The sequence below is a fragment of the Mycolicibacter senuensis genome (genome assembly GCF_003284925.1).
In the GTDB taxonomy this organism is placed as follows: domain Bacteria; phylum Actinomycetota; class Actinomycetes; order Mycobacteriales; family Mycobacteriaceae; genus Mycobacterium; species Mycobacterium algericum_A.
In genome coordinates this window covers 1-23,964 of sequence record NZ_QMEX01000059.1, presented here as the reverse complement: position 1 = coordinate 23,964, position 23,964 = coordinate 1, and the positions used below count along the sequence as shown (strand labels likewise).

Annotated in this window: 26 protein-coding genes and 1 tRNA gene; 16 read left to right on the top strand and 11 right to left on the bottom strand. The window is 68.5% G+C overall.

The window, feature by feature from the left end; genetic code table 11:
- Positions 1 to 1,411: acyclic terpene utilization AtuA family protein (locus DQP56_RS14355; RefSeq protein WP_205868878.1), on the bottom strand; the 1,411-nt coding region annotated here is incomplete at its 3' end.
- Positions 1,412 to 1,663: 252 nt separating this feature from the next.
- On the opposite strand from DQP56_RS14355, the gene rpmF reads away from it, so the two are divergent.
- The 6 genes from rpmF (at position 1,664) to DQP56_RS14320 (ending at position 6,748) form a co-directional block, all read left to right on the top strand.
- Positions 1,664 to 1,837 carry a 50S ribosomal protein L32 gene (rpmF, locus tag DQP56_RS14350; RefSeq protein WP_013827873.1) on the top strand — a complete coding sequence of 58 codons (174 nt, stop codon included), beginning with the start codon at positions 1,664 to 1,666 and terminating at the stop codon, positions 1,835 to 1,837.
- Between the two features lie 63 nt (positions 1,838 to 1,900).
- Positions 1,901 to 2,593, top strand: coding sequence for a response regulator transcription factor (locus DQP56_RS14345; protein WP_013827874.1), 693 nt, complete (start codon positions 1,901 to 1,903; stop codon positions 2,591 to 2,593).
- On the top strand, positions 2,593 to 4,047 hold the full coding sequence (locus DQP56_RS14340; RefSeq protein WP_112686480.1) for a HAMP domain-containing sensor histidine kinase: 1,455 nt from the start codon (positions 2,593 to 2,595) through the stop codon (positions 4,045 to 4,047). Before DQP56_RS14345 ends, DQP56_RS14340 begins: the two co-directional genes overlap by 1 nt.
- Positions 4,048 to 4,093: 46 nt before the next feature.
- Positions 4,094 to 5,449 (top strand): S1C family serine protease, encoded by a 1,356-nt coding sequence (locus DQP56_RS14335; RefSeq protein ID WP_112686478.1) that lies wholly within the window; start codon positions 4,094 to 4,096, stop codon positions 5,447 to 5,449.
- A gap of 146 nt (positions 5,450 to 5,595) precedes the next feature.
- Positions 5,596 to 6,090: a MogA/MoaB family molybdenum cofactor biosynthesis protein gene (locus DQP56_RS14325; RefSeq protein ID WP_112686476.1), complete on the top strand. Its 495-nt coding sequence runs from the start codon at positions 5,596 to 5,598 to the stop codon at positions 6,088 to 6,090.
- 187 nt (positions 6,091 to 6,277) lie between these two features.
- The gene (locus DQP56_RS14320) at positions 6,278 to 6,748 is read left to right on the top strand and encodes a large conductance mechanosensitive channel protein MscL (protein WP_234825671.1); all 471 of its coding nucleotides are present in this window, start codon (positions 6,278 to 6,280) and stop codon (positions 6,746 to 6,748) included.
- A gap of 6 nt (positions 6,749 to 6,754) precedes the next feature.
- Here DQP56_RS14320 and DQP56_RS14315 read toward each other — a convergent pair whose 3' ends face one another.
- The 3 genes from DQP56_RS14315 to DQP56_RS14305 all read right to left on the bottom strand — a co-directional run bounded on the left by DQP56_RS14315 (position 6,755) and on the right by DQP56_RS14305 (position 8,529).
- The gene (locus tag DQP56_RS14315) at positions 6,755 to 7,399 is read right to left on the bottom strand and encodes an SAF domain-containing protein (protein ID WP_112686474.1); all 645 of its coding nucleotides are present in this window, start codon (positions 7,397 to 7,399) and stop codon (positions 6,755 to 6,757) included.
- Positions 7,400 to 7,466: 67 nt separating this feature from the next.
- Positions 7,467 to 7,829, bottom strand: a complete 363-nt coding sequence (locus tag DQP56_RS14310; protein ID WP_112686472.1) for an FmdB family zinc ribbon protein — start codon at positions 7,827 to 7,829, stop codon at positions 7,467 to 7,469.
- 103 nt (positions 7,830 to 7,932) lie between these two features.
- A complete protein-coding gene (locus DQP56_RS14305; RefSeq protein ID WP_112686470.1) occupies positions 7,933 to 8,529 on the bottom strand; it encodes a 5-formyltetrahydrofolate cyclo-ligase in 597 nt (198 codons plus the stop codon).
- 75 nt (positions 8,530 to 8,604) lie between these two features.
- Here DQP56_RS14305 and DQP56_RS14300 point away from each other — a divergent pair, with 75 nt between their 5' ends.
- From DQP56_RS14300 to DQP56_RS14280, 5 genes are all read left to right on the top strand, one after another.
- Positions 8,605 to 9,516 (top strand): UTP--glucose-1-phosphate uridylyltransferase, encoded by a 912-nt coding sequence (locus tag DQP56_RS14300; protein WP_112686468.1) that lies wholly within the window; start codon positions 8,605 to 8,607, stop codon positions 9,514 to 9,516.
- A 46-nt stretch (positions 9,517 to 9,562) separates the two neighbouring features.
- A complete protein-coding gene (gene glp, locus DQP56_RS14295) occupies positions 9,563 to 10,834 on the top strand; it encodes a molybdotransferase-like divisome protein Glp (protein ID WP_112686466.1) in 1,272 nt (423 codons plus the stop codon).
- A gap of 10 nt (positions 10,835 to 10,844) precedes the next feature.
- Positions 10,845 to 11,507 carry a GNAT family N-acetyltransferase gene (locus tag DQP56_RS14290; RefSeq protein ID WP_112686464.1) on the top strand — a complete coding sequence of 221 codons (663 nt, stop codon included), beginning with the start codon at positions 10,845 to 10,847 and terminating at the stop codon, positions 11,505 to 11,507.
- 145 nt (positions 11,508 to 11,652) lie between these two features.
- Complete coding sequence (sepX, locus tag DQP56_RS14285) at positions 11,653 to 12,786, top strand: divisome protein SepX/GlpR (RefSeq protein ID WP_112686462.1); 1,134 nt, start codon at positions 11,653 to 11,655, stop codon at positions 12,784 to 12,786.
- Between the two features lie 51 nt (positions 12,787 to 12,837).
- A tRNA-Ala gene (locus DQP56_RS14280) sits at positions 12,838 to 12,910 on the top strand.
- Positions 12,911 to 12,925: 15 nt separating this feature from the next.
- Here the strand turns inward: DQP56_RS14280 and DQP56_RS14275 are convergent.
- A complete protein-coding gene (locus DQP56_RS14275) occupies positions 12,926 to 13,501 on the bottom strand; it encodes a TetR/AcrR family transcriptional regulator (protein WP_112686484.1) in 576 nt (191 codons plus the stop codon).
- Positions 13,502 to 13,691: 190 nt separating this feature from the next.
- Here DQP56_RS14275 and DQP56_RS14270 point away from each other — a divergent pair, with 190 nt between their 5' ends.
- A complete protein-coding gene (locus DQP56_RS14270; protein ID WP_112686482.1) occupies positions 13,692 to 14,906 on the top strand; it encodes a cytochrome P450 in 1,215 nt (404 codons plus the stop codon).
- A gap of 22 nt (positions 14,907 to 14,928) precedes the next feature.
- Here DQP56_RS14270 and DQP56_RS14265 read toward each other — a convergent pair whose 3' ends face one another.
- Together DQP56_RS14265 and DQP56_RS14260 are read right to left on the bottom strand one after the other, a co-directional pair.
- On the bottom strand, positions 14,929 to 15,753 hold the full coding sequence (locus DQP56_RS14265; protein WP_112686461.1) for a hypothetical protein: 825 nt from the start codon (positions 15,751 to 15,753) through the stop codon (positions 14,929 to 14,931).
- Positions 15,750 to 16,355: a TetR/AcrR family transcriptional regulator gene (locus DQP56_RS14260; protein WP_112686459.1), complete on the bottom strand. Its 606-nt coding sequence runs from the start codon at positions 16,353 to 16,355 to the stop codon at positions 15,750 to 15,752. Before DQP56_RS14260 ends, DQP56_RS14265 begins: the two co-directional genes overlap by 4 nt.
- 76 nt (positions 16,356 to 16,431) lie before the next feature.
- Between DQP56_RS14260 and DQP56_RS14255 the strand changes: the two genes are divergently transcribed.
- On the top strand, positions 16,432 to 17,478 hold the full coding sequence (locus DQP56_RS14255; RefSeq protein ID WP_112686457.1) for an EcsC family protein: 1,047 nt from the start codon (positions 16,432 to 16,434) through the stop codon (positions 17,476 to 17,478).
- Here DQP56_RS14255 and DQP56_RS14250 read toward each other — a convergent pair.
- Entirely contained in the window at positions 17,475 to 17,807 is a 333-nt protein-coding gene (locus DQP56_RS14250) for a DUF732 domain-containing protein (RefSeq protein ID WP_112686455.1), read from the bottom strand. The genes DQP56_RS14255 and DQP56_RS14250 overlap by 4 nt on opposite strands.
- Positions 17,808 to 17,916: 109 nt before the next feature.
- Positions 17,917 to 19,269 carry an NADP-specific glutamate dehydrogenase gene (gdhA, locus tag DQP56_RS14245; protein ID WP_112686453.1) on the bottom strand — a complete coding sequence of 451 codons (1,353 nt, stop codon included), beginning with the start codon at positions 19,267 to 19,269 and terminating at the stop codon, positions 17,917 to 17,919.
- 156 nt (positions 19,270 to 19,425) lie between these two features.
- Between gdhA and pat the strand changes: the two genes are divergently transcribed.
- Together pat and DQP56_RS14235 are read left to right on the top strand one after the other, a co-directional pair.
- A complete protein-coding gene (gene pat, locus DQP56_RS14240; protein ID WP_112686451.1) occupies positions 19,426 to 20,439 on the top strand; it encodes an acetyltransferase Pat in 1,014 nt (337 codons plus the stop codon).
- Between the two features lie 43 nt (positions 20,440 to 20,482).
- Positions 20,483 to 21,139, top strand: coding sequence for a DUF5642 family protein (locus tag DQP56_RS14235; RefSeq protein ID WP_112686449.1), 657 nt, complete (start codon positions 20,483 to 20,485; stop codon positions 21,137 to 21,139).
- A gap of 9 nt (positions 21,140 to 21,148) precedes the next feature.
- Here DQP56_RS14235 and DQP56_RS14230 read toward each other — a convergent pair whose 3' ends face one another.
- Positions 21,149 to 21,745 carry an alpha-ketoglutarate-dependent dioxygenase AlkB gene (locus DQP56_RS14230; RefSeq protein ID WP_205868877.1) on the bottom strand — a complete coding sequence of 199 codons (597 nt, stop codon included), beginning with the start codon at positions 21,743 to 21,745 and terminating at the stop codon, positions 21,149 to 21,151.
- Positions 21,746 to 21,787: 42 nt separating this feature from the next.
- Positions 21,788 to 23,347, bottom strand: a complete 1,560-nt coding sequence (locus tag DQP56_RS14225; RefSeq protein ID WP_112686445.1) for a dolichyl-phosphate-mannose--protein mannosyltransferase — start codon at positions 23,345 to 23,347, stop codon at positions 21,788 to 21,790.
- A gap of 76 nt (positions 23,348 to 23,423) precedes the next feature.
- On the opposite strand from DQP56_RS14225, the gene rsmI reads away from it, so the two are divergent.
- Positions 23,424 to 23,964: 16S rRNA (cytidine(1402)-2'-O)-methyltransferase (gene rsmI / locus DQP56_RS14220; RefSeq protein WP_133258934.1), on the top strand; the 541-nt coding region annotated here is incomplete at its 3' end.

Genomic DNA, 23,964 nt, shown 5'->3' with positions numbered 1-23,964 from the left:
TTGGGGGCCACAGGCATTTCCAACAGCCCGCGCCGAAACGCGTGACCAGAGCGCGGGTCGGTGCAGCAGCCGGACTATTAGCGGCGGGCGCCAGCTCGAGCGTTTCCGACGCGGCCGGGATGTCGACCCGGGTGCCGTCGCCGTGTACCGCGACGTGGGGCACCGCCGTGGCGTCGACGTAGCCGGGGGTGAACACCCCGTAGACCTGGCCGTCACCGGGCGGGGCGGTGACGCAGAACCCCGGGTAGCTGGCCAGCGCGAGCTCGACGCCGGCCGCGGAGAACTTGCGGCCCACGTTGGCCGGGTCGGGGTCGCGCACCACGCAGTGCAGCAGGGCGCTGGCGGTCTCCTCGGTGTCGGCGTCGGGATGGTCGGTACGGGCCAAGGTCCATTCCAGCTCGGCCGGACGCACTCGTAGCGCCGCCTCCAGCTGGGTGCGTACCAGCTCGGCCTTGGCCTCGATGTTCAGGCCGGTCAGTACGAACGTGGTGGAGTTGCGGAACCCGCCGATGCTGTTGAGCGAGACCTTGTAGGTGGGTGGGGGCGGCTCGCCGGTCACGCCGGAGATGCGGACCCGGTCCGGGCCGTCGGGTGACAGCTCGATGCTGTCGATCCGGGCGGTGACGTCGGGGTTGGCGTACCGGGCCCCGGCGACCTCGTAGAGCAGCTGCGCGGTAACGGTGTCAACGCTGACCAGCCCGCCGGTGCCGGGATGCTTGGTGATCACCGATGACCCGTCGGCGTGGATCTCGGCGAGCGGGAAGCCGGCATGCAGCAGCTGCTCGGTGGGAATCTCGGTGAAGAACGCGTAGTTCCCGCCGCTGGCCTGGATGCCGCATTCGGTGACGTGACCGGCCACCACCGCGCCGGCGAGCCGGTCATAGTCGGTGCGGGCCCAGCCGAAGTGCGCGGCGGCGGGCCCGACGGTCAGCGAGGCGTCGGTGACCCGCCCGGTGATCACCACGTCCGCGCCGCCGGCCAGGCACTCGGCGATGCCCCAGCCGCCCAGGTAGGCGTTGGCGGTCAGCGGAGTGCCCAGCCCGAGCTCGGTGGCGCGGGTGAGCAGGTCGTCGCCTTCGACGTGGGCCACCCGCGCCGGGATGCCGAGCCGGTCGGACAGTTCCCGCACCGCGTCGGCCAGGCCGGCCGGATTGAGCCCGCCGGCGTTGGCCACGATGCGAACGCCCTGGTCACGGGCAAGGCCGAGGCATTGTTCGAGCTGGGTCAGGAAGGTCTTGGCATACCCGCGTTCCGGATGCTTCATCCGATCGCGCCCCAGAATCAGCATGGTCAGCTCGGCCAGGTAGTCGCCGGTGAGGTAGTCCAGGTCGCCCCCGGTGAGCATTTCGTGCATCGCCGCGTGCCGGTCGCCGTAGAAGCCTGAGCAGTTACCGATTCGAACCGCTGTCATGCGCAATCCCATCACTCAACCAACCGGTAGGTTAGCCGGTACCGCTGGTGTCGCGTCAAGGCGGCCGCCCCGGTGGGGGTCGGCGGCGCCCGCTGCTGCGGCGGTTCCAGGTTCGCCTCTCCTCCGTCGAGCCTGGCAGTGCCATTTTGGAGCCGACACAGATTAGGCGCTATTCTTTTGCAGAAGTCCCGCTATCGGTATCTGCCTGGTATCTGGCGGCAAACCGCACGATTTTTGAGGAGATGCTCGACCATGGCCGTGCCGAAGCGCAGGATGTCGCGCGCGAACACCCGTTCCCGCCGCGCGCAGTGGAAGGCCGAGGCAACCGGCCTGGTCAACGTGTCGGTCGCCGGCCGCGCGCACAAAGTGCCGCGCCGACTTCTCAAGGCCGCTCGACTGGGCCTCATTGATCTCGACCGCCGCTAATAGGGCTCCGACACGACCGGCGCCTGACGCTCCAGCTCGCCCTTCGATGATTGGATAGCACACATGGCTACCCGGGTACTGGTTGTTGATGATGACCGCGCGGTGCGTGAGTCGCTGCGCAGGTCCCTGTCGTTCAATGGTTATTCCGTCTCGTTGGCCACCGACGGCGTCGAGGCACTTGAGGCGATCAGTAACGAACGGCCCGATGCGATGATCCTGGACGTCATGATGCCGCGGCTGGACGGCCTGGAGGTCTGCCGTCAGCTGCGCAGCACCGGTGACGACCTGCCGATTCTGGTGTTGACCGCCCGCGACTCGGTTTCCGAGCGGGTGGCGGGGCTGGACGCCGGCGCCGACGACTACCTGCCGAAGCCGTTCGCCCTGGAGGAACTGCTGGCGCGGATGCGGGCGTTGCTGCGCCGCACCACCGCCGAGGACCTGTCCGAATCGGTGGCGATGTCGTTCGAGGACCTGACGCTGGATCCGGTGACCCGCGAGGTCACCCGCGGTGACCGGCAGATCAGCCTCACCCGAACCGAATTCGCGTTGTTGGAGATGTTGATCGCCAATCCGCGCCGCGTGCTCACCCGCAGTCGCATTCTCGAGGAGGTGTGGGGCTTCGACTTCCCCACCTCGGGCAATGCGCTGGAGGTCTACATCGGGTACCTGCGTCGCAAGACTGAAGCCGAAGGGGAGCCGCGGCTGATCTACACCGTGCGCGGGGTGGGTTACGTGCTTCGCGAGACACCACCCTGATGCAGTTTTTCCACCGGCGGCAGGACGGCGCTTCGGCGCAGAGCACATCCCTGTCGCTGCGCTGGCGGGTGATGCTGCTGGCGATGTCGATGGTGGCGCTGGTGGTGGTGTTGATGGCGGTCGCCGTCTACGCGGTGATCTCGGCGGCGCTCTACAACGACATCGACAATCAACTGCAGAGTCGCACCGAGATGTTGATCGCCAGCGGTTCGCTGGCCGCCGATCCGCGCAAGGCGATCGAGGGCACCGCCTACTCCGACGTCAACGCCATGCTGGTCAATCCCGGCCGGTCGATCTACACCGCCAATCAGCCCGGCCAGCGGCTGCCGGTCGGGCAGCAGGAGAAGGCCGTCATCCGTGGCGAACTATTCCTGTCGCGCCGCACCGCGGCCGGCCAGCGGGTGCTGGCGGTGCACCTGCCCAACGGCAGCACGCTGTTGATCTCCAAGAGCCTGGCGCCCACCCGCGCGGTGACCATGAAGCTGCGCTGGGTGCTACTGGTCGTCGGTGGGGTCGGCGTGGTGGTGGCCGCCATCGCCGGCGGAATGGTCACCCGGACCGGCCTGCGGCCCGTGGGCCGGCTGACCGAGGCGGCCGAACGGGTCGCGCGCACCGATGATCTGCGGCCCATCCCGGTTTACGGCAGCGACGAATTGGCCCGGCTCACCGAGGCGTTCAACGCGATGCTGCGCGCGCTGGCCGAATCGCGCGAACGACAGGCGCGGCTGGTCGCCGATGCCGGTCACGAACTCAAGACCCCGCTGACGTCGTTGCGCACCAACGTCGAACTGCTGATGGCCTCCGCGGCGCCGGGCGCACCCCAGCTGCCGGAGGAGGAGATGGCGGATCTGCGCGCCGACGCAATCGGCCAGATCGAGGAATTGTCCACGCTGGTAGGCGATTTGGTGGATCTGACCCGCGATGACCGGCGCGAGGCGGCGTTCGAGCAGGTCGATCTCACCGAGGTCGTCGACCGCAGCATGGAGCGGGTGAGGCGGCGCCGCAACGACATCGAGTTCGACATCCAGGTGGTTCCATGGCAGGTGTACGGCGACGCCGCGGGCCTGTCGCGAGCGGTGCTCAACATGCTCGACAACGCCGCCAAGTGGAGCCCGTCCGGCGGGGTCGTCAGGCTGCGGATGCGTCAGCTCGACCCGGCGCACGTTGAGATGGTGGTCTCTGACGAGGGGCCCGGAATCCCGGAGAGCGAGCGGGAATTGGTGTTCGAACGCTTCTTCCGGTCGGACCAGGCGCGTGCGATGCCAGGGTCCGGACTGGGCCTGGCGATCGTCAAACAGGTGGTGCTCAAGCACGGTGGGGCGATCACCATCGAGGACACCCATCCGGGAGCTGAGTCGCCCGGGACATCCATCCGGATGGTGCTGCCCGGCGGCGCCACCTCCGCCGGTGAGCGGCCGACCCCGGCGGTCACAGGCGCTTCTCAGTCCACGTAGGCATGGTGGTGAGGCAACTTCGCTTCTTTAGGAGTAGGCAACAGACATGACGAACTACCCCGGGTACCCGCCGTCGCACCAGCAGCCGGACCGGTCCCACTCGACCGGTGCGCCGGGTGCGCAGCAACACGGTCGGGCCGGATACCCCGCCGGGGGCGCGCAGGGCCCGTACTCCCAGGCGTACGACTGGCGCTACGCCCAGCAGGCCCAGCAGCAGTACCGCTCCGCCTACGGCAACTCCTACGGTCGGCCGCCGGTCCCGGGCCCGGGCGGGCCTGCGAAGCGCCCCCGCGCCGGGGCGCTGGTGGCGGGCGCGGCGGCCATCGCTGTGGTGTCGGGCGTGACCGGCGGCGTGGTGGGTTCGGCGCTGCATTCCGATCACAAGCAGGTGGCCGGTGGCGGCCACACAACGAGCTTGCAGTCGCCGGGCCTGCCCGCGGCGGTGACCCTGCCGGACGGCTCGGTGGAGAAGGTCGCGGCCAAAGTGGTGCCCAGCGTCGTCATGCTGGAGACCGATCTGGGACGTCAGTCCGAGGAGGGCTCGGGCATCATCTTGTCGGCAGACGGGATGATCCTGACCAACAACCACGTGGTGGCCGCCGCGGCCAAGGCGGATGCGATGTCCAAGGCGCCGCCGAAGACCACCGTGACGTTCGCCGACGGACGCACCGCGCCGTTCAGCGTGGTCGGGACGGATCCGGCCAGCGACATCGCGGTGGTGCGGGTGCAGGGTGTCTCCGACCTGACCCCGATCACGCTCGGTTCCTCGGCGGACCTGCGGGTAGGTCAGCACGTGGTGGCGGTCGGATCGCCGCTGGGCCTGGAGGGCACCGTGACGACCGGGATCGTCAGCGCCCTCAACCGGCCCGTGTCCACCAGCGGTGAGGCGGGCAACCAGAACACCGTGCTGGATGCGATCCAGACCGATGCCGCCATCAACCCGGGCAACTCGGGCGGCGCCCTGGTCAATATGAACGGCGACCTGGTCGGCATCAACTCCGCGATCGCGACGATGGGCGGGGACGCCGCCGAAGCCCAGAGCGGGTCCATCGGCCTGGGCTTCGCGATCCCGGTCGACCAGGCCAAACGGATCGCCGACGAACTCATCAACTCGCCCGATCACACCGCGTCGCACGCCTCGCTGGGGGTGCGGGTCACCAGCGAGCGCAGCCTGCACGGCGCCAAGGTGGTCGAGGTGGTGCCCGGTGAGCCGGCGTCGAAAGCCGGTCTGCCGGAAGGCGTCACGGTGACGGCGTTCGACAAGCGCCCCATCGGCAGCGCCGACGCCCTGGTCGCCGCTGTGCGGTCCAAGGCCCCCGGTGACCAGGTGACGCTGACCTATCTGGATGCCAGCGGGGCGTCCAAGACCGTGCAGGTCACCCTCGGTAAAGCCCAGCAGTGACGGACTGGAGAGTGCGGCGGTCCCAGTTTCGGCGCTCCTTCGTCGAGCCTCGCTGAACCGCGGTGTTGATGCGGCGGTCCCAGTTTCGGCTCTCCTTCGTCGAGCCTCGCTGAACCGCCGGGGTTCGGCGATATACGGTTGCACCCATGGAACAGACGCCAGAACTGGCAGGGCGTGCGCTCGTTGTCGTGGTCGACGACCGTACCGCGCACGGCGATGAGGACCACAGCGGTCCGTTGGTCACCGAGCTGTTGGCCGAGGGCGGGTTCATGGTCGATGGTGTGGTCGCCGTCTCCGCCGACGAGGTGGAGATCCGCAACGCGCTGAACACGGCGGTGATCGGCGGGGTTGACCTGGTCGTATCGGTCGGTGGCACCGGGGTCACCCCGCGTGACGTCACACCCGAAGCCACCCGCGAGCTCCTGGACCGCGAGATCCTCGGGATCGCCGAGGCGCTGCGTGCGTCCGCGTTGGCTGCCGGCATACCCGACGCCGGGTTGTCGCGTGGCCTGGCCGGAGTCTCGGGCAGCACCCTGGTGGTGAACCTGGCAGGTTCCCGGGCCGCCGTTCGCGACGGGATGGCGACGCTGAATCCGCTGGCAGCCGTGATCATCGGCCAACTGTCCAGCCTGGAGATATAACGGCGATGCCCGGCCCCGACGAGCGCCAGGAATCTTCCGACGAGCGCGATCCGGACGACGCGCGGGAGGCCGAGGAGCGCGAGCGGTGGCTGCGTGACAACGTGCCGCCGCATCACGGTTGAGATTCGACTTCGCCCAAATTCCCTTATGGGCCCGGCGACCGATATTACGGTTCGCCGTAGGCGGCGTGACGCCGCTTGACAGTGGACTCCTACAAAAGGGGATTGCGGTGCTCAAGGGATTCAAGAATTTCCTGATGCGTGACGACGTCATCACTGTGGCCATCGGTCTGGTGGTGGCGCTGGCATTTTCCAACCTGGTCGAAGCCTTCACCGACAGCGTGATCAATCCGCTGGTCTCGGCCATGCAACCGGATGCCTCCGGCTTGGGCCTGGGCTACCAACTCGGCGAGGAAGGCAACGCCGCGACGTTCATAGACCTCGGGGCGTTCATCTCGGCGATCATCTACTTCATCGTGTTCATGGCCACCATCTACTTCTTCATCGTGTTGCCCTACAAGCACATTCAGAAGCGGCGCGGTAAGACGGTGTTCGGTGACCCGGCACCCACCAAGACCTGCCCGGAGTGCAAGTCGGAGATCGACCCCGAAGCGACCAAGTGCAAGTTCTGCGCCAGCCCGCAACCTGCCGCGGCCTGAGGCGGTTCAGCGCAGGGTGAGGGTCACGGCCTGAGCCAGCGTGGCGCCGGCCACCGCCACTGCGGCGGTGGCCGGTAGCGCCACGAGCACCACCCGATCGTCATGATTCTGTTTGTCGGACACCAGCACTACGATTCCGCCGGTCGCGAGCACCTTCGGTGCGCCAGGGGGATCCGAGGCGTCGTCGGTCGCCACAATGTCGACGACGTCGCCGGTGCGCACCAGATCGGTCAATGCGGTGTCGGCCGGGTGTACACCGACGATACGGGCGTCTCGCCCGGCGACCGCTTCGGTGAGGCGACTGCCCAGTAGTCGGACGTCGGTGAGTAGTTCGCCGCGACGCGCCGGCCCGGCCAGAGTGGTGTGCAGCACCGATGAGATGTCGGTGGCGACGCCGTCGGGAACCGTTCGGGCCGAGCGGGATTCGAGCGAGACGTCCTCGGGGGTCAACGGCGTGCCGGGAGCGATGTCGCGGCTGGCCACTACGACGTCGACCCGGTCGCTCTGCGGGTCGGAACGGATCGTTGCGACACCGGCCAACACCACCAGTGCGCCGGCGACCACCCGCCGCGCCAGCATGGTGCGGGCCCAATCCGGGCGCAGCAGCGAAGAGACCCGGCTGACCAAGGTCGGGTTGAGCGACTCGCCCATGACGGCCACGTTAAACGGCCGGACCGCCCGGGACGCTCGCCGCCGGAACCGGCCTGTGGATAACTGGTTAAGCGGAGGCGGCAGCAGTGGTGGAAGCGGTGCTTGCCTTCGGCTTGTCGGCCGATTTGGTGCCGCTGTCGCCGGAAGACTTGTCGGCGGACTTGGTGGCGCCCTCACCCGAGCTGCCGGAGTCGCTCGAGGCCCCAGCGGCTCCAGCCTTGGCGGAGCTGCTGCCGTTGGACGACTTGCCGGTATCGCGGCTGTCGGTGCGGTAGAAGCCGCTGCCCTTGAACACCACGCCGACCTTGCCGAAGATCTTGCGGAGGCGGCCGTTGCACTCCTCGCAGGTAGTCAGCGCGTCGTCGGTAAAGGCCTGGACCACGTCGAAGCGGTTGCTGCACTCGGTGCAGGCGTAGCTGTAGGTGGGCACGCGAACCTCCGTGGATCGAACAATCGGGTTAGCACTCTACCGTGCTAAGTGCTAGAACCGCTATTCGGCCTTGCGCATTCCGGGCTGCGACGGGCCGTCGGGATCACGCCAGGGCCACTACGCCGAGCCCCGGGGTCAGCGCGTGGGTCATGGGCACATCGTGCGGCTCGGCGGGCAATTCGTCGAGCAGTTCGGTGTCGCGCACCACCGCTACCAGCGGGATCTGCGGCCGCCGCAGTAGCAGAGAGCGATCGTAGAAGCCCGCACCGCGGCCCAATCGCGCGCCCCGACGGTCGATGGCCAGCGCCGGGACGACGACCAGATCCGCCTCGGCCAGCACTTGGGCCGGTAGCCAGGGCGGCGCCGGTTCGAGCAGGCCGAACGGCCCGGGGACGAGCTTTTCGGGCCGGTACTCGCCCCACATCAGCGCCAGCGGTGTGCCGTCGTCTTCGGTGCGCACCACCGGCAGCAGCACCCGGATGCCCCGCCGCGTCAGGCCGTCGAGCATGGCGGTGGAGCCGGGTTCGCTGCCCACCGGCAGGTAGGCGCTGACCGTTCGGGCGCCGCCGGCGAACTGCTCCAGGTAGCAGGCCAGCGCGCGGGCCTCGGCGTCGTGCACCTCGGGAGGTACCGCGCGTCGTGCCGCGAGCAGGCGCGCGCGCAGGGTGGACTTGGCGGTCACCGCCGCGTTGTCGGTCACGCCTTCAGCCTGTCAGTCCCGGCTCGCCCACCGCCAGCGGCGGAACTGGAGTTGATTGCGGTTATCGTGTGAACAATGCCCACGCCGAACGCTTCCATTCCGCGTACCGCCATTGTGCCGGCGGCCGGTTTGGGTACCCGTTTTCTGCCCGCCACCAAGACGGTGCCCAAGGAGCTGCTGCCCGTCGTCGACACCCCCGGCATCGAGTTGGTGGCCGCGGAGGCGGCCGAGGCCGGCGCCGAGCGACTGGTGATCATCACCTCGGAGGGCAAGGACGGGGTGGTCGCGCACTTCGTCGAAGACCTGGTGCTCGAAGGCACGCTGGAGGCGCGCGGCAAGAAGGCGATGCTGGCCAAGGTGCGCCGCGCCCCGCAGCTGATCAAGGTGGAGTCGGTGGTGCAGGCCGAGCCGCTCGGGCTGGGGCACGCCATCAGTTGTGTCGAGCCCACGTTGTCCGCCGACGAGGATGCGGTCGCCGTCCTGCTCCCCGATGACCTGGTGCTGCCCACCGGGGTGTTGGAGACGATGTCGAAGGTGCGGGCCCTCCAGGGCGGCACCGTGCTCTGCGCGATCGAGGTCAGCCCCGACGAGGTCAGCGCCTACGGTGTTTTTGACGTCGAGCCCGTTCCCGACGGTGACAATTCCGACGTGTTGCGGGTCAAGGGCATGGTCGAGAAGCCCAAGGCGGCCGACGCGCCATCGATGTATGCCGCCGCGGGCCGCTACGTGCTGGACCGCGCGGTATTCGACGCGTTGCGGCGCATCGACCGCGGCGCCGGCGGGGAGGTGCAACTGACCGACGCCATCGCGCTGATGATCGCCGAGGGGCACCCCGTACATGTCGTGGTTCACCGCGGCTCGCGACACGACCTGGGAAATCCGGGCGGCTACCTCAAAGCTGCGGTTGACTTTGCCCTGGATCGTGATGACTACGGTCCGGACCTGCGCCGGTGGTTGGTGGCGCGGTTGGGCTTGGCGGAGAACTAGGGGACCGTCAGCCCGAATCGGACCGAGGTTTTGAGAAAGGCGCGCCGTGCGTTCGGTTGAGGAGCAACAGGCTCGGGTGTCGGCTGCCGCGGTGGCGCCCCGCCCGGTCCGGGTGGCGATCGCCGAGGCGCAGGGCTTGATGTGCGCTGAAGAGGTGGTCGCCGAGCGGCCCATGCCCGCCTTCGACCAGGCCGCGATCGACGGTTACGCGGTGCGCAGCGTCGACGTACTCGGCGCCGACGCGATCGGCGACAGCTCCGATGAGCGCGGCGATATCGCTGATGCCCCCATCACGCTTCCGGTGTTGGGCACCATCGAGGCCGGGGCGCGCACCCCGACTCGGCTGCAGCCCAAGCTGGCGACCCGGATTCAGACCGGGGCGCCGATGCCCACCCTGGCCGACGCGGTGCTGCCGCTGCGGTGGACCGACGGTGGCAACTCCCGGGTGCGGGTGCTGCGAGCCGTGCGTCCCGGCGACTATGTGCGCCGCGTCGGCGACGACGTGCAGCCCGGTGATGTCGCCGTCCGCGCCGGCACGGTCGTCGGCGCAGCTCAGGTGGGTCTGTTGGCCGCCGTCGGCCGCGACCGGGTGCTGGTTCATCCGCGCCCGCGACTGTCGGTGCTGGCGGTGGGCGGCGAGTTGGTCGACGTGAACCGCACCCCCGGCAACGGGCAGGTCTACGACGTTGACTCGTATGCGCTGGCGGCGGCCGGCCGCGATGCCGGGGCGGAGGTCACCCGCGTCGGGATCGTCAGCAGCGAACCCACCAAGCTTCGCGAGGTGGTCGAAGGGCAGCTCAACCGGGCCGAGGTGGTGGTGATCGCCGGCGGGGTCGGTGGGGCCGCGGCCGACGCGGTGCGCGCGGCCTTGTCGGGTCTGGGCGAGCTCGAAGTCTCCCGGATCGCGATGCATCCCGGTTCGGTGCAGGGTTTCGGCCAGCTGGGACCGGAAGGGGTCCCGACGTTTCTGTTGCCGACCAACCCGGTCAGCGCGCTGGTGGTGTTCGAGGTGATGATCCGTCCGCTCATCAGGCTGTCGCTGGGCAAACGCGAGCCGATGCGCCGGATGGTGCGGGCGCGGACACTGGGCCCGATCAGTTCGATGCCCGGCCGCAAGGGCTATCTGCGGGGTCAGCTGATGCGCGATGAGCAAACCGACGAGTACCTCGTGCAGGTGCTCGGCGGCAGCGGGGGCACCTCGTCGCATCTGCTGGCGACCCTGGCCGAAGCGAACTGTCTGGTGGTGGTTCCCGAGGAGGTCGAGCAGATCGGCGCCGGGGAGATGGTGGACGTCGCCTTCTTGGCTCAGCGGGGTTGAGTCGGGGCGCATGCTGGTCAACCTGTGGCCTTTCAAGGCCGTCCAGCACCCCGGCTGGCCGACGGTGCTCGGACCGCTGCGAGTGCCGGCCGGGGTGATCCGGCTGCGGCCGGTGCGGATGCGCGACGGCGTGGCCTGGAGCCGGATCCGATTGGCCGACCGATCCCACCTGGAACCGTGGGAGCCCAGTGTCGAGGCGGACTGGGGCACCCGGCACAGTGCGGCCGCGTGGCCGCCGGTGTGCTCGACCCTGCGTACCGAAGCCCGCTACGGGCGGATGCTGCCGTTCGTCATCGAGCTCGACGGACGGTTCTGCGGCCAGTTGACGGTCGGCAACATCGCCCACGGCGCGTTGCGGTCGGCCTGGATCGGCTACTGGGTGTCCAGTTCGGCGGCCGGCGGGGGAGTGGCAACCGGGGCGGTGGCGCTCGGGCTCGACCACTGCTTCGGGCCGGTCCGGCTGCACCGGGTGGAGGCGACGGTCCGGCCCGAGAATGCGGCCAGCCGTGCGGTATTGGCGAAGGTCGGGTTTCGTGAAGAGGGCCTGTTGCAGCGTTATCTGGATGTCGACGGGGCGTGGCGGGACCACCTGCTGGTGGCGATAACGGTCGAGGAAGTCGCCGGGTCGGTGACCGCGGGACTGGTGCGGGCGGGCCGGGCGTCGTGGGTCTGAGTGATTTCGTCAGCCGTGTTGCCCGTGTGATAGTTGTGACTACCGAGGTCAGCGAGTAAATTACAACTGTGTAATTGGCTCGGCGCGCCGTCCGGAGTCGTGTGGGTCACAGACCTAGCCTTGGCTGGGAAAGGAGCAGGCCACCATGCCCAGCATCCCGCAATCATTGCTCTGGCTCTCCCTGGTCGTCCTCTGGCTGTTCGTACTGGTGCCGATGCTGGTCAGCAAGCGAGACGCGGTGCGGCGCACCAGTGACGTGGCGTTGGCGACCCGGGTGCTGACCAGCGGGAGTAGTGCACGGTTGCTCAAGCGCGGCGGCCCGGCCGCCGGCCACCGCAGTGACCCGGACTGGCAGCAGCGCGCCACCGACACCGACCTTGATGACGTCGATGCCGTCGACGACGTCGCCGACGACGAGCCGCCCCGCCGGCGACCGCGGGTCTTCGTCGCCACGGCCGGTGAGCAGGGTGAACTGGACCTGGACGTGTTGGACGTCGAGGTCGTCGCCGACGATTCCGCTGAATTGCCGTTGTCGGAAGCCGGCTTGGCCGCCGAAGTCGAAGCGCAGGAGCGGGCCCAGGCCGAGGCCGAGGCGCAGGCAGCGGCAGCGGCTCGCGCTCAGGCGGAGGCCGAGGCGCTGGCGGAGGCGCAGGCCCAAGCCGAGGCTGAGGCGCAGGCCCAAGCCGAGGCGGAGGCGGAAGCCGAGGCGGAGGCCGAACCGGAAGCCTTTGCCGAAGACGAGGCCGAGGCCGAATCCGATGCTGACGGCTATGAGTACGAATACGTCGAGGACAGTTCGGGTTTGGAAGCCGAAGCCGATTCGTCGGCTCCGGTAGCGGCGCGGCCACGCCGCTACGACAGCAACACGGCGGCGGCCGTCAGCGCCCGCAAGTACGAGTTCCGCAAGCGGGTGCTGATGTCGCTGGCGGTGATCCTGGTGTTCTCGGCGCTCACGGCCTTCACCGTGGCACCGACCGCGTGGTGGCTCTGCGGCGGTGCGGCCGGTGCGACGGTGGTCTACCTGGCCTACCTGCGACGGCAGACCCGCATCGAGCAACAGGTGCGGGCGCGGCGCGCGCGGCGGGCGGACCGGCCTCGTGCCCGGCGGGAGAGCGTCGGTGCCGAGGCGTTCGAAGTGGTGCCCTCGCGGCTGCGCCGGCCCGGCGTCGCGGTGCTGGAGATCGACGACGAGGACCCGGTGTTCGAGCACCTCGAGTACGCGGCCACGGCGCGCGAGTACGGCTGGCGCGGCGATCTACCGCGGGCATCGGGCCAATAGCGTCTCGGTTTCAGGGCACCGGCCGCGGGCTGGTAGCCTGCTAGCGGTCAAGGGGCTATGGCGCAGTTGGTAGCGCGACTCGTTCGCATCGAGTAGGTCAGGGGTTCGATTCCCCTTAGCTCCACAGAGTTTGTGCAGGTCAGGATGTTTCCTGATGAGCGGCAGCATCCACTGCGTAAGGCGCACCGAGGAATCGGCGCACCGCGGCTTCTTCCTCGTCGGCGCCCTGGATGGGCCAGTACCAGAGCGCCAGAAACACCCGGATCAGCCACTGCGCGGCCAGCGGATCGGGGTTGTCGTCGCCGACCATTTCGGCGGCGAAGCGGGCGATGACCGGGGAGTCGGTCAGCCAATCCGTGCCGGGAGAGCCGGTCATGGCGCGCATGATCTGCGAGAGCGGTTCGGCGCGCAGCCGCTGTAGGGCGACGAGCGTGGCGGTGACAATGCGCTCCGACCCCGTCAGCCCGGTGATGGCTTCCCGGACCGAGTCGAGAATGCGTTCTGCTTGTCTGGTCAGCACCGTGTCGCGGATCGCCGCCTTGCCTCCGGCATGGCGGTAGATGGTCGCCGGCGAGCAGTGCACGACGGCGGCCAGGGCGTCGATGGTGAAGGCGTCGTAGCCCTGCCGCGATATGAGCTCGGCGGCTGCGGCGTAAATCCGTTCGGCGCCCTCGCTGCGGCGATCCCGGCCGATCAGCCAGTCGGGTGCTGCCACCGATATCTCGCCCTGGGAGAATCCATAACGCATTTTTATCATCATGAGAAAGATTTCGGCGGACCTCTCACCGCTGGCGCTGGTCGGCACGGTCGGCTGAGAAGGCCCGCACCTTTTCGTTTCGGACCCGCCTCGCAACTTCGATGCGCGCCGTTGACGCAGGTCACGAGTGCAATACAGCCTGGTGGGCATGAGTGCCGTGGTGGACGCGACCGACTTCTTCGGCCACGCCGCGATCCAAGATCCCAACCCGTTGTACGACACGATGCGCCGCCGCGGCGGAGTGAACCGGATCGGTGATTCTGTTTTCTACGCGGTATGCGGCTGGGACGCGGTCACCGACGCGGTGCACCGCGTCGAGGACTTCTCGTCGAACCTGACGGCGACGATGGTCTACCACGACGACGGGACGGTGACGCCGTTCGACATGGGGCCGCTCGGTGGACCGATGCATGCGCTGGCCACCGCAGACGATCCGCTGCACGCGGGACACCGGAAGTTGCTGCTGCCCCACCTCTCGGCCAAGCGGGTGCGCGTCATCGAAGAGTTCGCCGAAGCCACCGCCAAGCGACTGTGGGCCGAGGCGAGCGACGGCGGACAGGTCGAGTGGATGAGCACCATCGCCAACCGGCTGCCGATGACGGTGGTCGCCCGCCTGCTCGGTCTCCCGGATGACGACGTCGACAAGCTGATCCGGTTGGGCTACGCCACCACCACCCTGCTCGACGGCATCGTCAGTGCGTCCCAGCTCGAGGCGGCCGGCGTGGCCGCCATGGAACTTTCCGGCTATGTCCTCGAGCACTTCCAGAAGGCGGCCGAAAACCCGCAGCCGGGCCTGATCGGTGACCTCGCCACCCGCACCAAAGCCGGTGAGCTGGAGCAGCTTTCAGCGCTGGCAATCATGCTCACCCTGTTCAGCGCAGCCGGCGAGTCGACCGCTTCGCTACTGGGCAGCGCCGCGTGGATCCTGGCCGACCGCCCCCACATTCAAGAGCAACTACGTGCCCACCCCGAGTTGCTGGATGCGTTCCTTGAGGAGACCCTGCGCTGTGAATCGCCCTTTCGCGGCCACTATCGGCATGTGGTCGCGGATACCACCCTGGGCGGAGTCGAATTGCCCGCCGACTCACGCCTGCTGCTGATGTGGGGCGCAGCCAATCGCGATCCCCAGCATTTCGACGCCCCCAACGACTTTCGGCTCGACCGCAGCACCGGCAGAGGGCACTTGGCCTTCGGCAAGGGCGCACATTTCTGCGTCGGGGCGGCGCTGGCCCGCCTGGAGGCCCGGATCGTGTTTCGGATGCTGCTTGAGCAGACCAGCTGGATCGAGGCGGCCGAGGTCGGCGAATGGTTGCCCAGCATCCTGGTCCGCCGCCTGGAGCGGTTGCAGCTCAACATCCGCTGACGTCGCCGGCCCCTGGGAGGAGTCAGGGGTGGGTGACCAGATACGTCTCGTTGTCCAGCCCCTCGGTGAGTTCGGCAACGTCAAAGGGCCGGTCGAGGCGCGCACGCAACGCCGTCGGGTCGATCAACAGGCTTATCTCGGCGGTCTGCCGGGCGAACAGTCGCCCGATCAGCGGGTAGAGCCGCCGCATGATCGCCCGCTCAGCCGAGGTGCAGCGCGACGCGCAGTAGCCGACGTGTCCGACCTCGTCGGTGAGGATCTCGCTGTAGAGCAGCGTGATTCGTTCTGCCACTTCGGGTTCGTCGGCGAACAGCTCGCTGCCGACGCGGCGCAGCTCGTCGAACATGATGCAGCCCGCCATCTCCGCGGCTCCCACGAACATGAAACCGAGCCGTTCGGGGAGAAACACCCCGGTCTTGACGAACTGCCGCATCACAAACGGGGGCGGCACAACTTGGAACGTCAGGTCGAATACGTCGAGGGCGTAGGCCAGCAGCCGGGTGTGGTAGTGCTCCTCGAGCTCGAGATAGACGTTCTCCGGCGGCAGACTCTCGTCGCTGTTGCGCCCGTAGGTCTCGCCGAGCCCGACGCCGAACCGTTCGGCCTGATTGAGTTTGGCGGTCGCCAGCAGGAACAGCATCTTGCGGTCCAGGCCGGGGTCGGGCCGCCGGCGCCGCAGATTGCGTAGGAACGTCGCGCGATCGGCGGGAGCAGCGGAGCGGACCGGGTTCGCTTCCAGGTCATCGAAGAACTTCTCGCGGTTCGCCAACCGCCGGTTGAGCAGGTCCGCCTCGCCGTCACGCCGGGCCAGGTAGTCTCGGTAGCCCTCGATACCGGTGCGATTCATCGGTTCTCCATTCCCTTGACAATCGTTGTCGCATAACGGTTGAGCAATTCGCCATCGTGCGCTCCGGTGGCCAGCAGAGCGAACAGCCCGGTCAGGAAGAACGTTGCGAGCTCGGCCGCGTCGAGCTCCGGCGACACCTGCCCGCGGTGCTGGGCCCGGCTGATGACCTCCGGCAGGAACTGCAGCAGCGGGTGCTGGGCTAATTCGTCTTCGGCGGGCCGGGTCGAGGTGAAATGCAGCCCGAGCATGTCCCGGAAAACAACGGGCCCCAAACGGCGTTCGGCGCTGAGGACATGGTCGATCAGTTGGGACAACACGGCGGCCAACTCGCCGTCGGCAGCCCCGAGTTCGTCGACGATTCGGGCCTCCTCGTTGTGCTCCAGCTCGACCAGGACGTGCTCCTTGGTGGGGAAGTGGAAGTAGAACGTGCCGCGCGCCACCCCCGCCGCGCCGGCGATCGCGCTGACGTCGGCGCCGGCGAGCCCGTACCGGCCGATCTCGGCTACCGCGGCCTCGAACAGCCGCGCCCTGGTCTCGAGCCGGCGAGTCTCCCGGATGCCCCCGGCCCGTGACGGCGGTGCGGTCAATTCGCCTGACGACATATTCGCACTCTAGGCATGTGGCTGACGACTGTCAATGACGGGCGTCAATGAATATTGCCGCGAGTAGGCTGAGTCCGTGGCCGATAACGCCCCGCCGGGCATGTCCGACTACGAGCGCAGGGCCTGGGAAGCGCTGCTCGAGGCCGCCACCGGCACCGAGCGATCCGGCCCGCTGGAAAGCCTGAGCCGCGGCATCACGGGACGCGCCAAAGCGCTGGCCGCCGAAGCCCGTTCCACGGTCGAACAGATCCCGGGGGCAACCGTCGCCATCGGCAAGGTCGATGATCTGACCACCAGGGCCATGGAGACCCTGCACGCCGCCGTGGTCGAGCGGGGACTCAATTCGGTCAAGCCGGCCGACGTTTTTGCGATGTTCGCCGACGAGGGCGTCACGGTGGCGTCCTACGAGGAGGTCAAAGAACTCGACCTGAAACACTGCGACCGCTCGGTGCCGCGGCGCAAGGAACGCTACATCGCCCTTGCGATGGCCGGCGGCGCGGCGTCATCGCTGGCGGTGACGGGGGCGGCCGTGTCGAGCCCTGTCACCGGCGGCACCACTTTGACCGTCGCGGCCTCGGCCGTCGTTGCTGACGTCACCGCCGTGATGGCCGGGATGGGGCGCATCGTGGCGTTGGTTGCGGCGCACTACGGTTACGACGTCCGGGTGCCCGATGAGCAGGCGTTCGCCTCCGGGGTGATCGCCTATTCCGCCGCGGGTGACCCGGCGGAGAAAGCCGCGGCGTTGGCCGCGCTGTCGCGGCTGACACAGCAGATGATGGGCCGGGCGTCGTGGCAGCGACTCCAGCCGCGGCAAGCCGACAACGTAATCCGGCAGGTTTCCCTGGCGCTGGGGTTCCGGCTGGCCAAACGCAAACTGGCGCAGGCGGTTCCGCTGCTGGGCGCGGTGGTCAACGGCGGGCTCAACGCCCGTATCGCGCAGCAGACCTTCGAACGGGCCCAGCAGGCCTACCGGCTGCGGTTTCTCACCGAAAAGCACGACCTGGACGCCGGCCGGTGGGCACCGGCGGGGTCGGACGACGCGATCGACATCCCGCTGATCGACGAGGTGCTCGACGCGGAACTCGCGTCCAGATCCGGTGATGCCGCGGGCGACACCGATTAGGTCAGGGTTTCAGGGCACAGTTCGTGCTGGGCGATGTTGATCACCGGGCGCAGGTTAACCGTCAGGTCATCGACCATCGACGGTCCACCGAACGACGGCCGGCGCACGTAAGCGTCCACGACCTGATCGACCGTGGCGCCGCTGCGCAGCTGGTTGCAGAACCGGTGTCCCGCCGACAGTCTGGCGTTCGGCGGGCCGGACCGGAAGACGCCGTTGGCGTCCAGGGCGGCGATGTAGCTGGCGTCGTCGGCGTGGGCTGCCGGCGGGCCGCCGAGCAGCGCCATGCACGCGACACCGGCAAGCGCGGCCGTGCGCAGAATCCAAGTCATACCGGCGATGCTACGGCCAAACAGTCCGCCAACGAGCCCACTTCTGCGTCACCGGCGCAAAGCTGCGAGCGCACTCCGCCCGGAAAGCCATGGCTCAGCGCCAACCGGGTTAGATCAGGCCCAGCGCGGTCATCGCATCGGCAACCTGAATGAAGCCCGCGATGTTGGCCCCCACCACGTAGTTGCCGGGGGCGCCGTACTCGTCGGCGGTGACCAGACAGCGGTGGTGGATGCTCTGCATGATGGCCGCCAGGCGCTGCTCGGTGTATTCGAAGCTCCACGAGTCACGTGAGGCGTTCTGCTGCATCTCCAGGGCGCTGGTGGCCACCCCGCCGGCGTTGGCGGCCTTGCCCGGGGCCAGCGTCACACCGGCTTCGGTGAACAGTTTGGCGGCCTCCGGGGTGCAGGGCATGTTGGCGCCCTCGGCGATGATCTTGCAGCCGTTGCGGGCCAGCGTGGCGGCGTGGTTGCCGTCCAGTTCGTTCTGGGTGGCCGACGGGAACGCGATCTGGCAGGGCACATCCCAGATGGAGCCGCCGCTGTTGACGAACTGCGTCGCGCCGCCGCGGGCGGTGGCGTAGGCCTCGATGCGCTCGCGCTTGACCTCCTTGACCTCCTTGAGCAGCTCCAGGTCGATGCCCTTCTCGTCGACGATGTAGCCGCTGGAGTCCGAGCACGCCACCACGACGCCGCCCAGTTGGTGGATCTTCTCGATCGCGTAGATGGCCACGTTGCCCGATCCCGACACCACGGCCCGCTTGCCCTCGAAGGAGTCCTTGGCCGTCTTGAGGATCTCGTCGGCGAAGAACACCGCGCCATAACCGGTCGCCTCGGTGCGGACCTGCGACCCGCCCCAGGTCAGGCCCTTGCCGGTCAACACGCCCGACTCGTAGCGGTTGGTGATCCGCTTGTACTGGCCGAACAGGTAGCCGATCTCGCGGCCGCCGACGCCGATGTCACCGGCGGGGACGTCGGTGTACTCGCCCAGGTGGCGGTAGAGCTCGGTCATGAACGACTGACAGAACCGCATGATCTCGTTGTCCGAGCGGCCCTTGGGGTCGAAGTCCGACCCGCCTTTGCCGCCCCCGATCGGCAGGCCGGTCAGCGAGTTCTTGAAGATCTGCTCGAAGCCGAGGAACTTGACAATCCCGAGGTAGACCGACGGGTGGAACCGCAGCCCGCCCTTGTAGGGCCCCAGGGCCGAGTTGAATTCCACCCGGAAACCGCGGTTGATCTGCACGTTGCCGTTGTCGTCGAGCCACGGCACCCGGAAGATGATCTGACGTTCGGGCTCGCACATCCGCCGGATGACCGCGCTGTCGACGTAGTCCGGATGCTTGGCCACCACAGGGCCGAGGCTGCTGAGTACCTCGAAAACGGCCTGGTGGAACTCGGCCTCGCCGGGGTTACGGCGCAGCACCTCTTCATAGATCTCGTGCAGCCTCGGATTCAGTTCGCTCATGTCCTGTGATCTCTTCCTCAACGTATCGCTGTCAGCGGGCACAGGGTAGCCGTCTTAAATCGCTAACGCCGAATCGAGTTGATTATGTCGCTGTTAAATCATTACCGCTCCGGGCCACCGGTTAGCCTTGATTGGCGAACAAAGGCGGAGCAATCCATGGGGATGTCGCGGCGAGACCGGGTGAGTGAAGCGTTGTCCACCCCGGAGCTCGCGGCGATGGAAATCTTCGCCGGTTGCAGCCACGCCGAGCTGTCGCCGCTGGCCGCCGGCTTACAGCCGCTGCAGGCCGCGACCGGAACCGAACTCATGCGGCAAGGCGAGCCGGCGGTGTCCTTCCTGCTCATCTCGTCGGGGTCAGCCCAGGTCAGGCATGTCGGCGACGACGGCGCGGTGGTCGTCAGCGAGGTGTCGGCCGGGATGGTGGTCGGGGAGATCGCGCTGTTGCGCAAGGGCCGCCGGACCGCGACCGTCACCACCTCGACGCCGTTGACCGGCTGGATCGGCGACGAGCAGGCCTTCGACGAGATGCTGCAGATCCCGGAGGTCATGGGCCGGCTGGTGCGCACCGCACGCCAGCGGCTCGCCGCCTACATCGAGGCCGTGCAATTTGCGGCCCGCGATGGCACCAGGTTCTTGCTGCGGCCGGTGTTGCCCGGCGACGGCGCGCGAACCGTGCACGGCCACGTCGAGTTCTCCACCGAGACGCTCTACCGCCGGTTCATGTCCACCCGCACCCCGAACCCGGCGCTCATGCACTACTTGTTCGAGGTCGACTACGTCGATCACTTCGTCTGGGTGGTCACCGAGCTGGACGGGTCGATCGTCGCCGACGCACGTTTCGTCCGGGACCTCAAGGACCCGACGGTCGCCGAGATCGCGTTCACCGTCGGCGACCGCTACCAGGGCCGGGGGATCGGCACCTACCTGATGGGAGCGGTGGCCGTCATCGCCCGGCTGGAGGGCATCGAGAAGTTCACCGCACGGGTGCTGTCGGAGAACGCGCCGATGCGCGCGATCCTGGACCACCTGGGCGCCTACTGGGAGCGCGACGATCCGGGCATCGTCACCACGATGATCGATGTGCCCGGTGAGCACCAGCTGCCGTTCGGTCGTGACATGGCCGAACAGATCAAAGAGGTTGGCCGCCAAGCCATCCAGGCTGTAGGGTGACCGCCGCCACCCCCGGCGGTCGGCGTTGGGTAGATTGGCTGCGATGTTGAACCTTCGCGCGGTGCTGGCAGTGGGCTGTGTCGGCTTGCTCGCGGCCTGCAGCTCCGATCCCGGCGAGGTGACCGCCGACATCGGCAAAGTGGCCGACCTCAAGTCCTCTTTCGGTCCGGAGTTCCAGGTCAAGGCCATCGCGCCGACCGGTCTGGACCCGAAGTTACTGGCGGCCAACACTTTGCCTCCGGGCTTGAAGTTCGAGCCCGCCGACTGCTCGAGGTTCGCAGTCAGCCAGCAACTGCCGCAGGGCGTGCAGGGCAATATGGCCGCTGTGGCTGCCGAGGGCAACGGCAACCGCTTCATCACCATCGCCCTGGAGACCTCCGAGCCGGTCCCGTTCAACGAACCCGGAAAGTCCTGCCGCCGAATCGGCTTCGCCGGCGAACGGATGCGCGGCCTGGTCGAAACGGTCGAGGCGCCGCGCATCGACGGCGTGCAGACCATCGGCGTGCATCGGGTGATCGAGGCGGTCACCGGCGGCCAGTCGCGCGTCGGCGAGCTGTACAACTACTCGGCGTATTTCGGGCCGTATCAGGTGCTTGTCACCGCCAACCCGCTGGTGGCGCCGGACAAGCCGGTCATCCCGGTCGACACCGCCCGAGCCCGCGAGCTGCTGGTGGCCGCGGTCGCCGCGGTGCGGGGCTGATCCTTTTCGCTAGCGCACGCCGCGCGGCCGGAACTGGATGCTGATCCGCGGGCCGACGGGTGCGGCCGTCTTCGGTATCGAGTGCTCCCAGGTGCGCTGGCAGGAGCCGCCCATCACCAGCAGGTCGCCGTGGTGTTGCGACAGCCGCAGCGCAGTGCCGCCGCCCCGGGGACGCAGCGCGAACGTGCGGGTGGCGCCGACGCTGACGATCGCGACCATGGTGTCCTGGGTGGCGCCGCGACCGAGGGTGTCGCCGTGCCAGGCCACACTGTCGTTGCCGTCGCGGTACAGGCACAGCCCCACCGTGGCGAACGGTTCGCCGAGTTCCCCGGCGTAGATGTCGTTGAGCCGCCGGCGCAGCCGGCCGATCGCCGGGTGCGGCGCATCACCGGCGGCCAGGTCGTGGAAGCTGACCAGCCTGGGTACGTCGAGCAGCCGGTCATACATCCGGCGGCGCTCGGCTCGCCAGGGGACGGCGGATCGCAGTTCGGCGACCAGATCGGTGCCTTCCGTCACCCAGTTGGGACGGACGTCGAGCCAGGCGCCGTCGCCCAGCTGCCGGCGTTCGCTCAGGTCGAACAGCGACTCCTGTACGGGTACCGCCACGGCCGCCAGCCTATCGCACACCAGTTCGATTCGTCGAGAACTCTACGACCAGCTGGGCAGCCAGATCTGCATGTTCCAGGTGGCCGGCGAGATCGGCACCCCGGTCAGGATCGGGTACAGCCAGGCGAAGTTCGTCAGCACCAGCGCGACGTAACAGCACACCGCGATCAACCCGAGCGTGCGCCGCTCCTCGCCGCGTGAACGCCCGCCGGAGACGATGTCGCTGCAGATCAACGCCAGCAGCACCGCGAGGAACGGTGCCATCGGCACCGCATAGAAGAAGTACATCTGCCGATCGATGTCGGCGAACCACGGCAGCCAGCCGGCGCAGTAGCCGACCAGTGCCGCGGCGTAGCGCCAGTCATGGCGCACCAGGGTTCGCCACAACGCATAGCCCAGCACCGGCACCGCGAGCCACCACATCGCCGGCGTGCCCACCAGCATCACGGCTTTGACGCAGGACTGGGCGCCGCAGCCGGGCACGTCGTGCTGGTCGATCGCATAGAGCACCGGGCGCAGCGACATCGGCCAGGCCCACGGCTTCGATTCCCAGGGATGGTGGTTGCCGGCGGCGTTGGTCAGGCCGGAATGGAAGTGATAGGCCTGATAGGTGTAATGCCACAGCGAGCGCAGCGCGTCGGGCACCGGGAACCGGCTCTCCAGCCCGATCGACTGGCCCTCCTCGTGGCGGTCCACGCCGGTCTCGGAGGCGAACCACGCCGCATACGACGCCAGATACACCCCGAACGGGATCAGTACCATCGCATAGCCGGTGGGGCCCACATCGCGGCGCAGCGTTCCCAGCCACGGCCGGCGAACCCGGTACTGCCGGCGGGCGGCCACGTCGAACGCGCACGACATCGCCCCGAAGAACACCACGAAATACAGCCCGGACCACTTGGTGGCGCAGGCCAGACCCAGCAGCACCCCGGCGCCGAAGCGCCACCAGCGCACCCCCAGCCGGGGGCCCCATGGCGTTGCGCCGCAACGGCCTTCGGTCAGCACGGTATGCATTCGCATACGTACCTGATCGCGGTCGACGAGCAGCGCTCCGAACGCCGCCACCACGAAGAAGGTCAAGAAGCCGTCCAGCAGCGCGGTGCGCGCCGCCACGAAGCTGACGCCGTCTCCGACCAACAGCAATCCGGCGATCCCGCCGGCCAGCGTCGAGCGGGTCATCCGGCGCACGATGCGCACCAGCAGCGCTATCGCGAGCACCCCGAGCAGCGCACTGGTGAAGCGCCAGCCCAACCCGTTGTAGCCGAACAGCGCCTCGCCGATCGCGATCAGCTGCTTGCCGACCGGCGGGTGGACCACCAAGCCGTAGCCGGGGTTGTCCTCGACGCCGTGGTTGTGCAGCATCTGCCAGGCCTGCGGCGCGTAATGCTTCTCGTCGAAGATCGGGGTGCCGGCATCAGTCGGGGTGTGCAGGTTCGAGAACCGGGTCACCGCGGCCAGCGTGGTGATCGCCGCGGTCACCGCCCAGCCGCGGGCACGGTCGGTCGGCCCGAAGTCGGCCACCGGCACCAGTAGTCCCGGGCTGATCATCGGAGCGGTGCGCTCCGGCACGGCCGCGGAGCTGGTAGCGGTCGGAGCGCTCATCCCCACGATCGTAGGCTGTGCGCGATGGCCGCGAGCCGACGACGATGCGGAGTGAAGCGATGAGGAGGAGCGGCGCATGACCCACGGGCGACTGCTGCTGGGTGCCACTCCGCTGGGTCAGCCCGGTGACGCCTCGCCGCGGCTGGTCGCGGCACTGCGCACCGCCGACGTGGTCGCTGCCGAGGACACCCGGCGGGTGCGGACCCTGGCCAAGGCGCTCGACGTGCACATCGCCGGCAAGGTGGTCAGCCTGTTCGATGCCAACGAGGCGGCGCGGGTGCCCGCGCTGCTGGCCGAGCTACGGGCCGGGGCAACCGTGCTGGTGGTCAGCGACGCCGGGATGCCGCTGATCAGCGACCCGGGCTACCGCCTGGTGGTCGCCTGCGCCGAGGCGGGGCTGCCGGTGAGCTGCCTGCCCGGCCCGTCAGCGGTGACGACCGCGCTGGCGGTATCGGGACTGCCCAGCGAGAAGTTCTGTTTCGAGGGCTTCGCGCCGCGCAAGCCGGCGGCGCGCCGGGCGTGGCTGGCCACGCTGGCCGACGAACGGCGCACCTGCGTGTTCTTCGAGTCGCCGCGGCGGCTGGCCGGCTGCCTGCGGGACGCGGCCGAGGAGCTCG

Bases quoted from the DNA above. Each gene is read 5' to 3' on its own strand.
- rpmF (WP_013827873.1), top strand. From the start codon at position 1,664: ATGGCCGTGCCGAAGCGCAGGATGTCGCGCGCGAACACCCGTTCCCGC.
- DQP56_RS14345 (WP_013827874.1), top strand. From the start codon at position 1,901: ATGGCTACCCGGGTACTGGTTGTTGATGATGACCGCGCGGTGCGTGAG.
- DQP56_RS14340 (WP_112686480.1), top strand. From the start codon at position 2,593: ATGCAGTTTTTCCACCGGCGGCAGGACGGCGCTTCGGCGCAGAGCACA.
- DQP56_RS14335 (WP_112686478.1), top strand. From the start codon at position 4,094: ATGACGAACTACCCCGGGTACCCGCCGTCGCACCAGCAGCCGGACCGG.
- DQP56_RS14325 (WP_112686476.1), top strand. From the start codon at position 5,596: ATGGAACAGACGCCAGAACTGGCAGGGCGTGCGCTCGTTGTCGTGGTC.
- DQP56_RS14315 (WP_112686474.1), bottom strand. From the start codon at position 7,399: ATGGGCGAGTCGCTCAACCCGACCTTGGTCAGCCGGGTCTCTTCGCTG.
- DQP56_RS14300 (WP_112686468.1), top strand. From the start codon at position 8,605: ATGCCCACGCCGAACGCTTCCATTCCGCGTACCGCCATTGTGCCGGCG.
- DQP56_RS14290 (WP_112686464.1), top strand. From the start codon at position 10,845: ATGCTGGTCAACCTGTGGCCTTTCAAGGCCGTCCAGCACCCCGGCTGG.
- sepX (WP_112686462.1), top strand. From the start codon at position 11,653: ATGCCCAGCATCCCGCAATCATTGCTCTGGCTCTCCCTGGTCGTCCTC.
- DQP56_RS14270 (WP_112686482.1), top strand. From the start codon at position 13,692: ATGAGTGCCGTGGTGGACGCGACCGACTTCTTCGGCCACGCCGCGATC.
- DQP56_RS14265 (WP_112686461.1), bottom strand. From the start codon at position 15,753: ATGAATCGCACCGGTATCGAGGGCTACCGAGACTACCTGGCCCGGCGT.
- DQP56_RS14260 (WP_112686459.1), bottom strand. From the start codon at position 16,355: ATGTCGTCAGGCGAATTGACCGCACCGCCGTCACGGGCCGGGGGCATC.
- DQP56_RS14250 (WP_112686455.1), bottom strand. From the start codon at position 17,807: ATGACTTGGATTCTGCGCACGGCCGCGCTTGCCGGTGTCGCGTGCATG.
- gdhA (WP_112686453.1), bottom strand. From the start codon at position 19,269: ATGAGCGAACTGAATCCGAGGCTGCACGAGATCTATGAAGAGGTGCTG.
- pat (WP_112686451.1), top strand. From the start codon at position 19,426: ATGGGGATGTCGCGGCGAGACCGGGTGAGTGAAGCGTTGTCCACCCCG.
- DQP56_RS14235 (WP_112686449.1), top strand. From the start codon at position 20,483: ATGTTGAACCTTCGCGCGGTGCTGGCAGTGGGCTGTGTCGGCTTGCTC.
- DQP56_RS14225 (WP_112686445.1), bottom strand. From the start codon at position 23,347: ATGAGCGCTCCGACCGCTACCAGCTCCGCGGCCGTGCCGGAGCGCACC.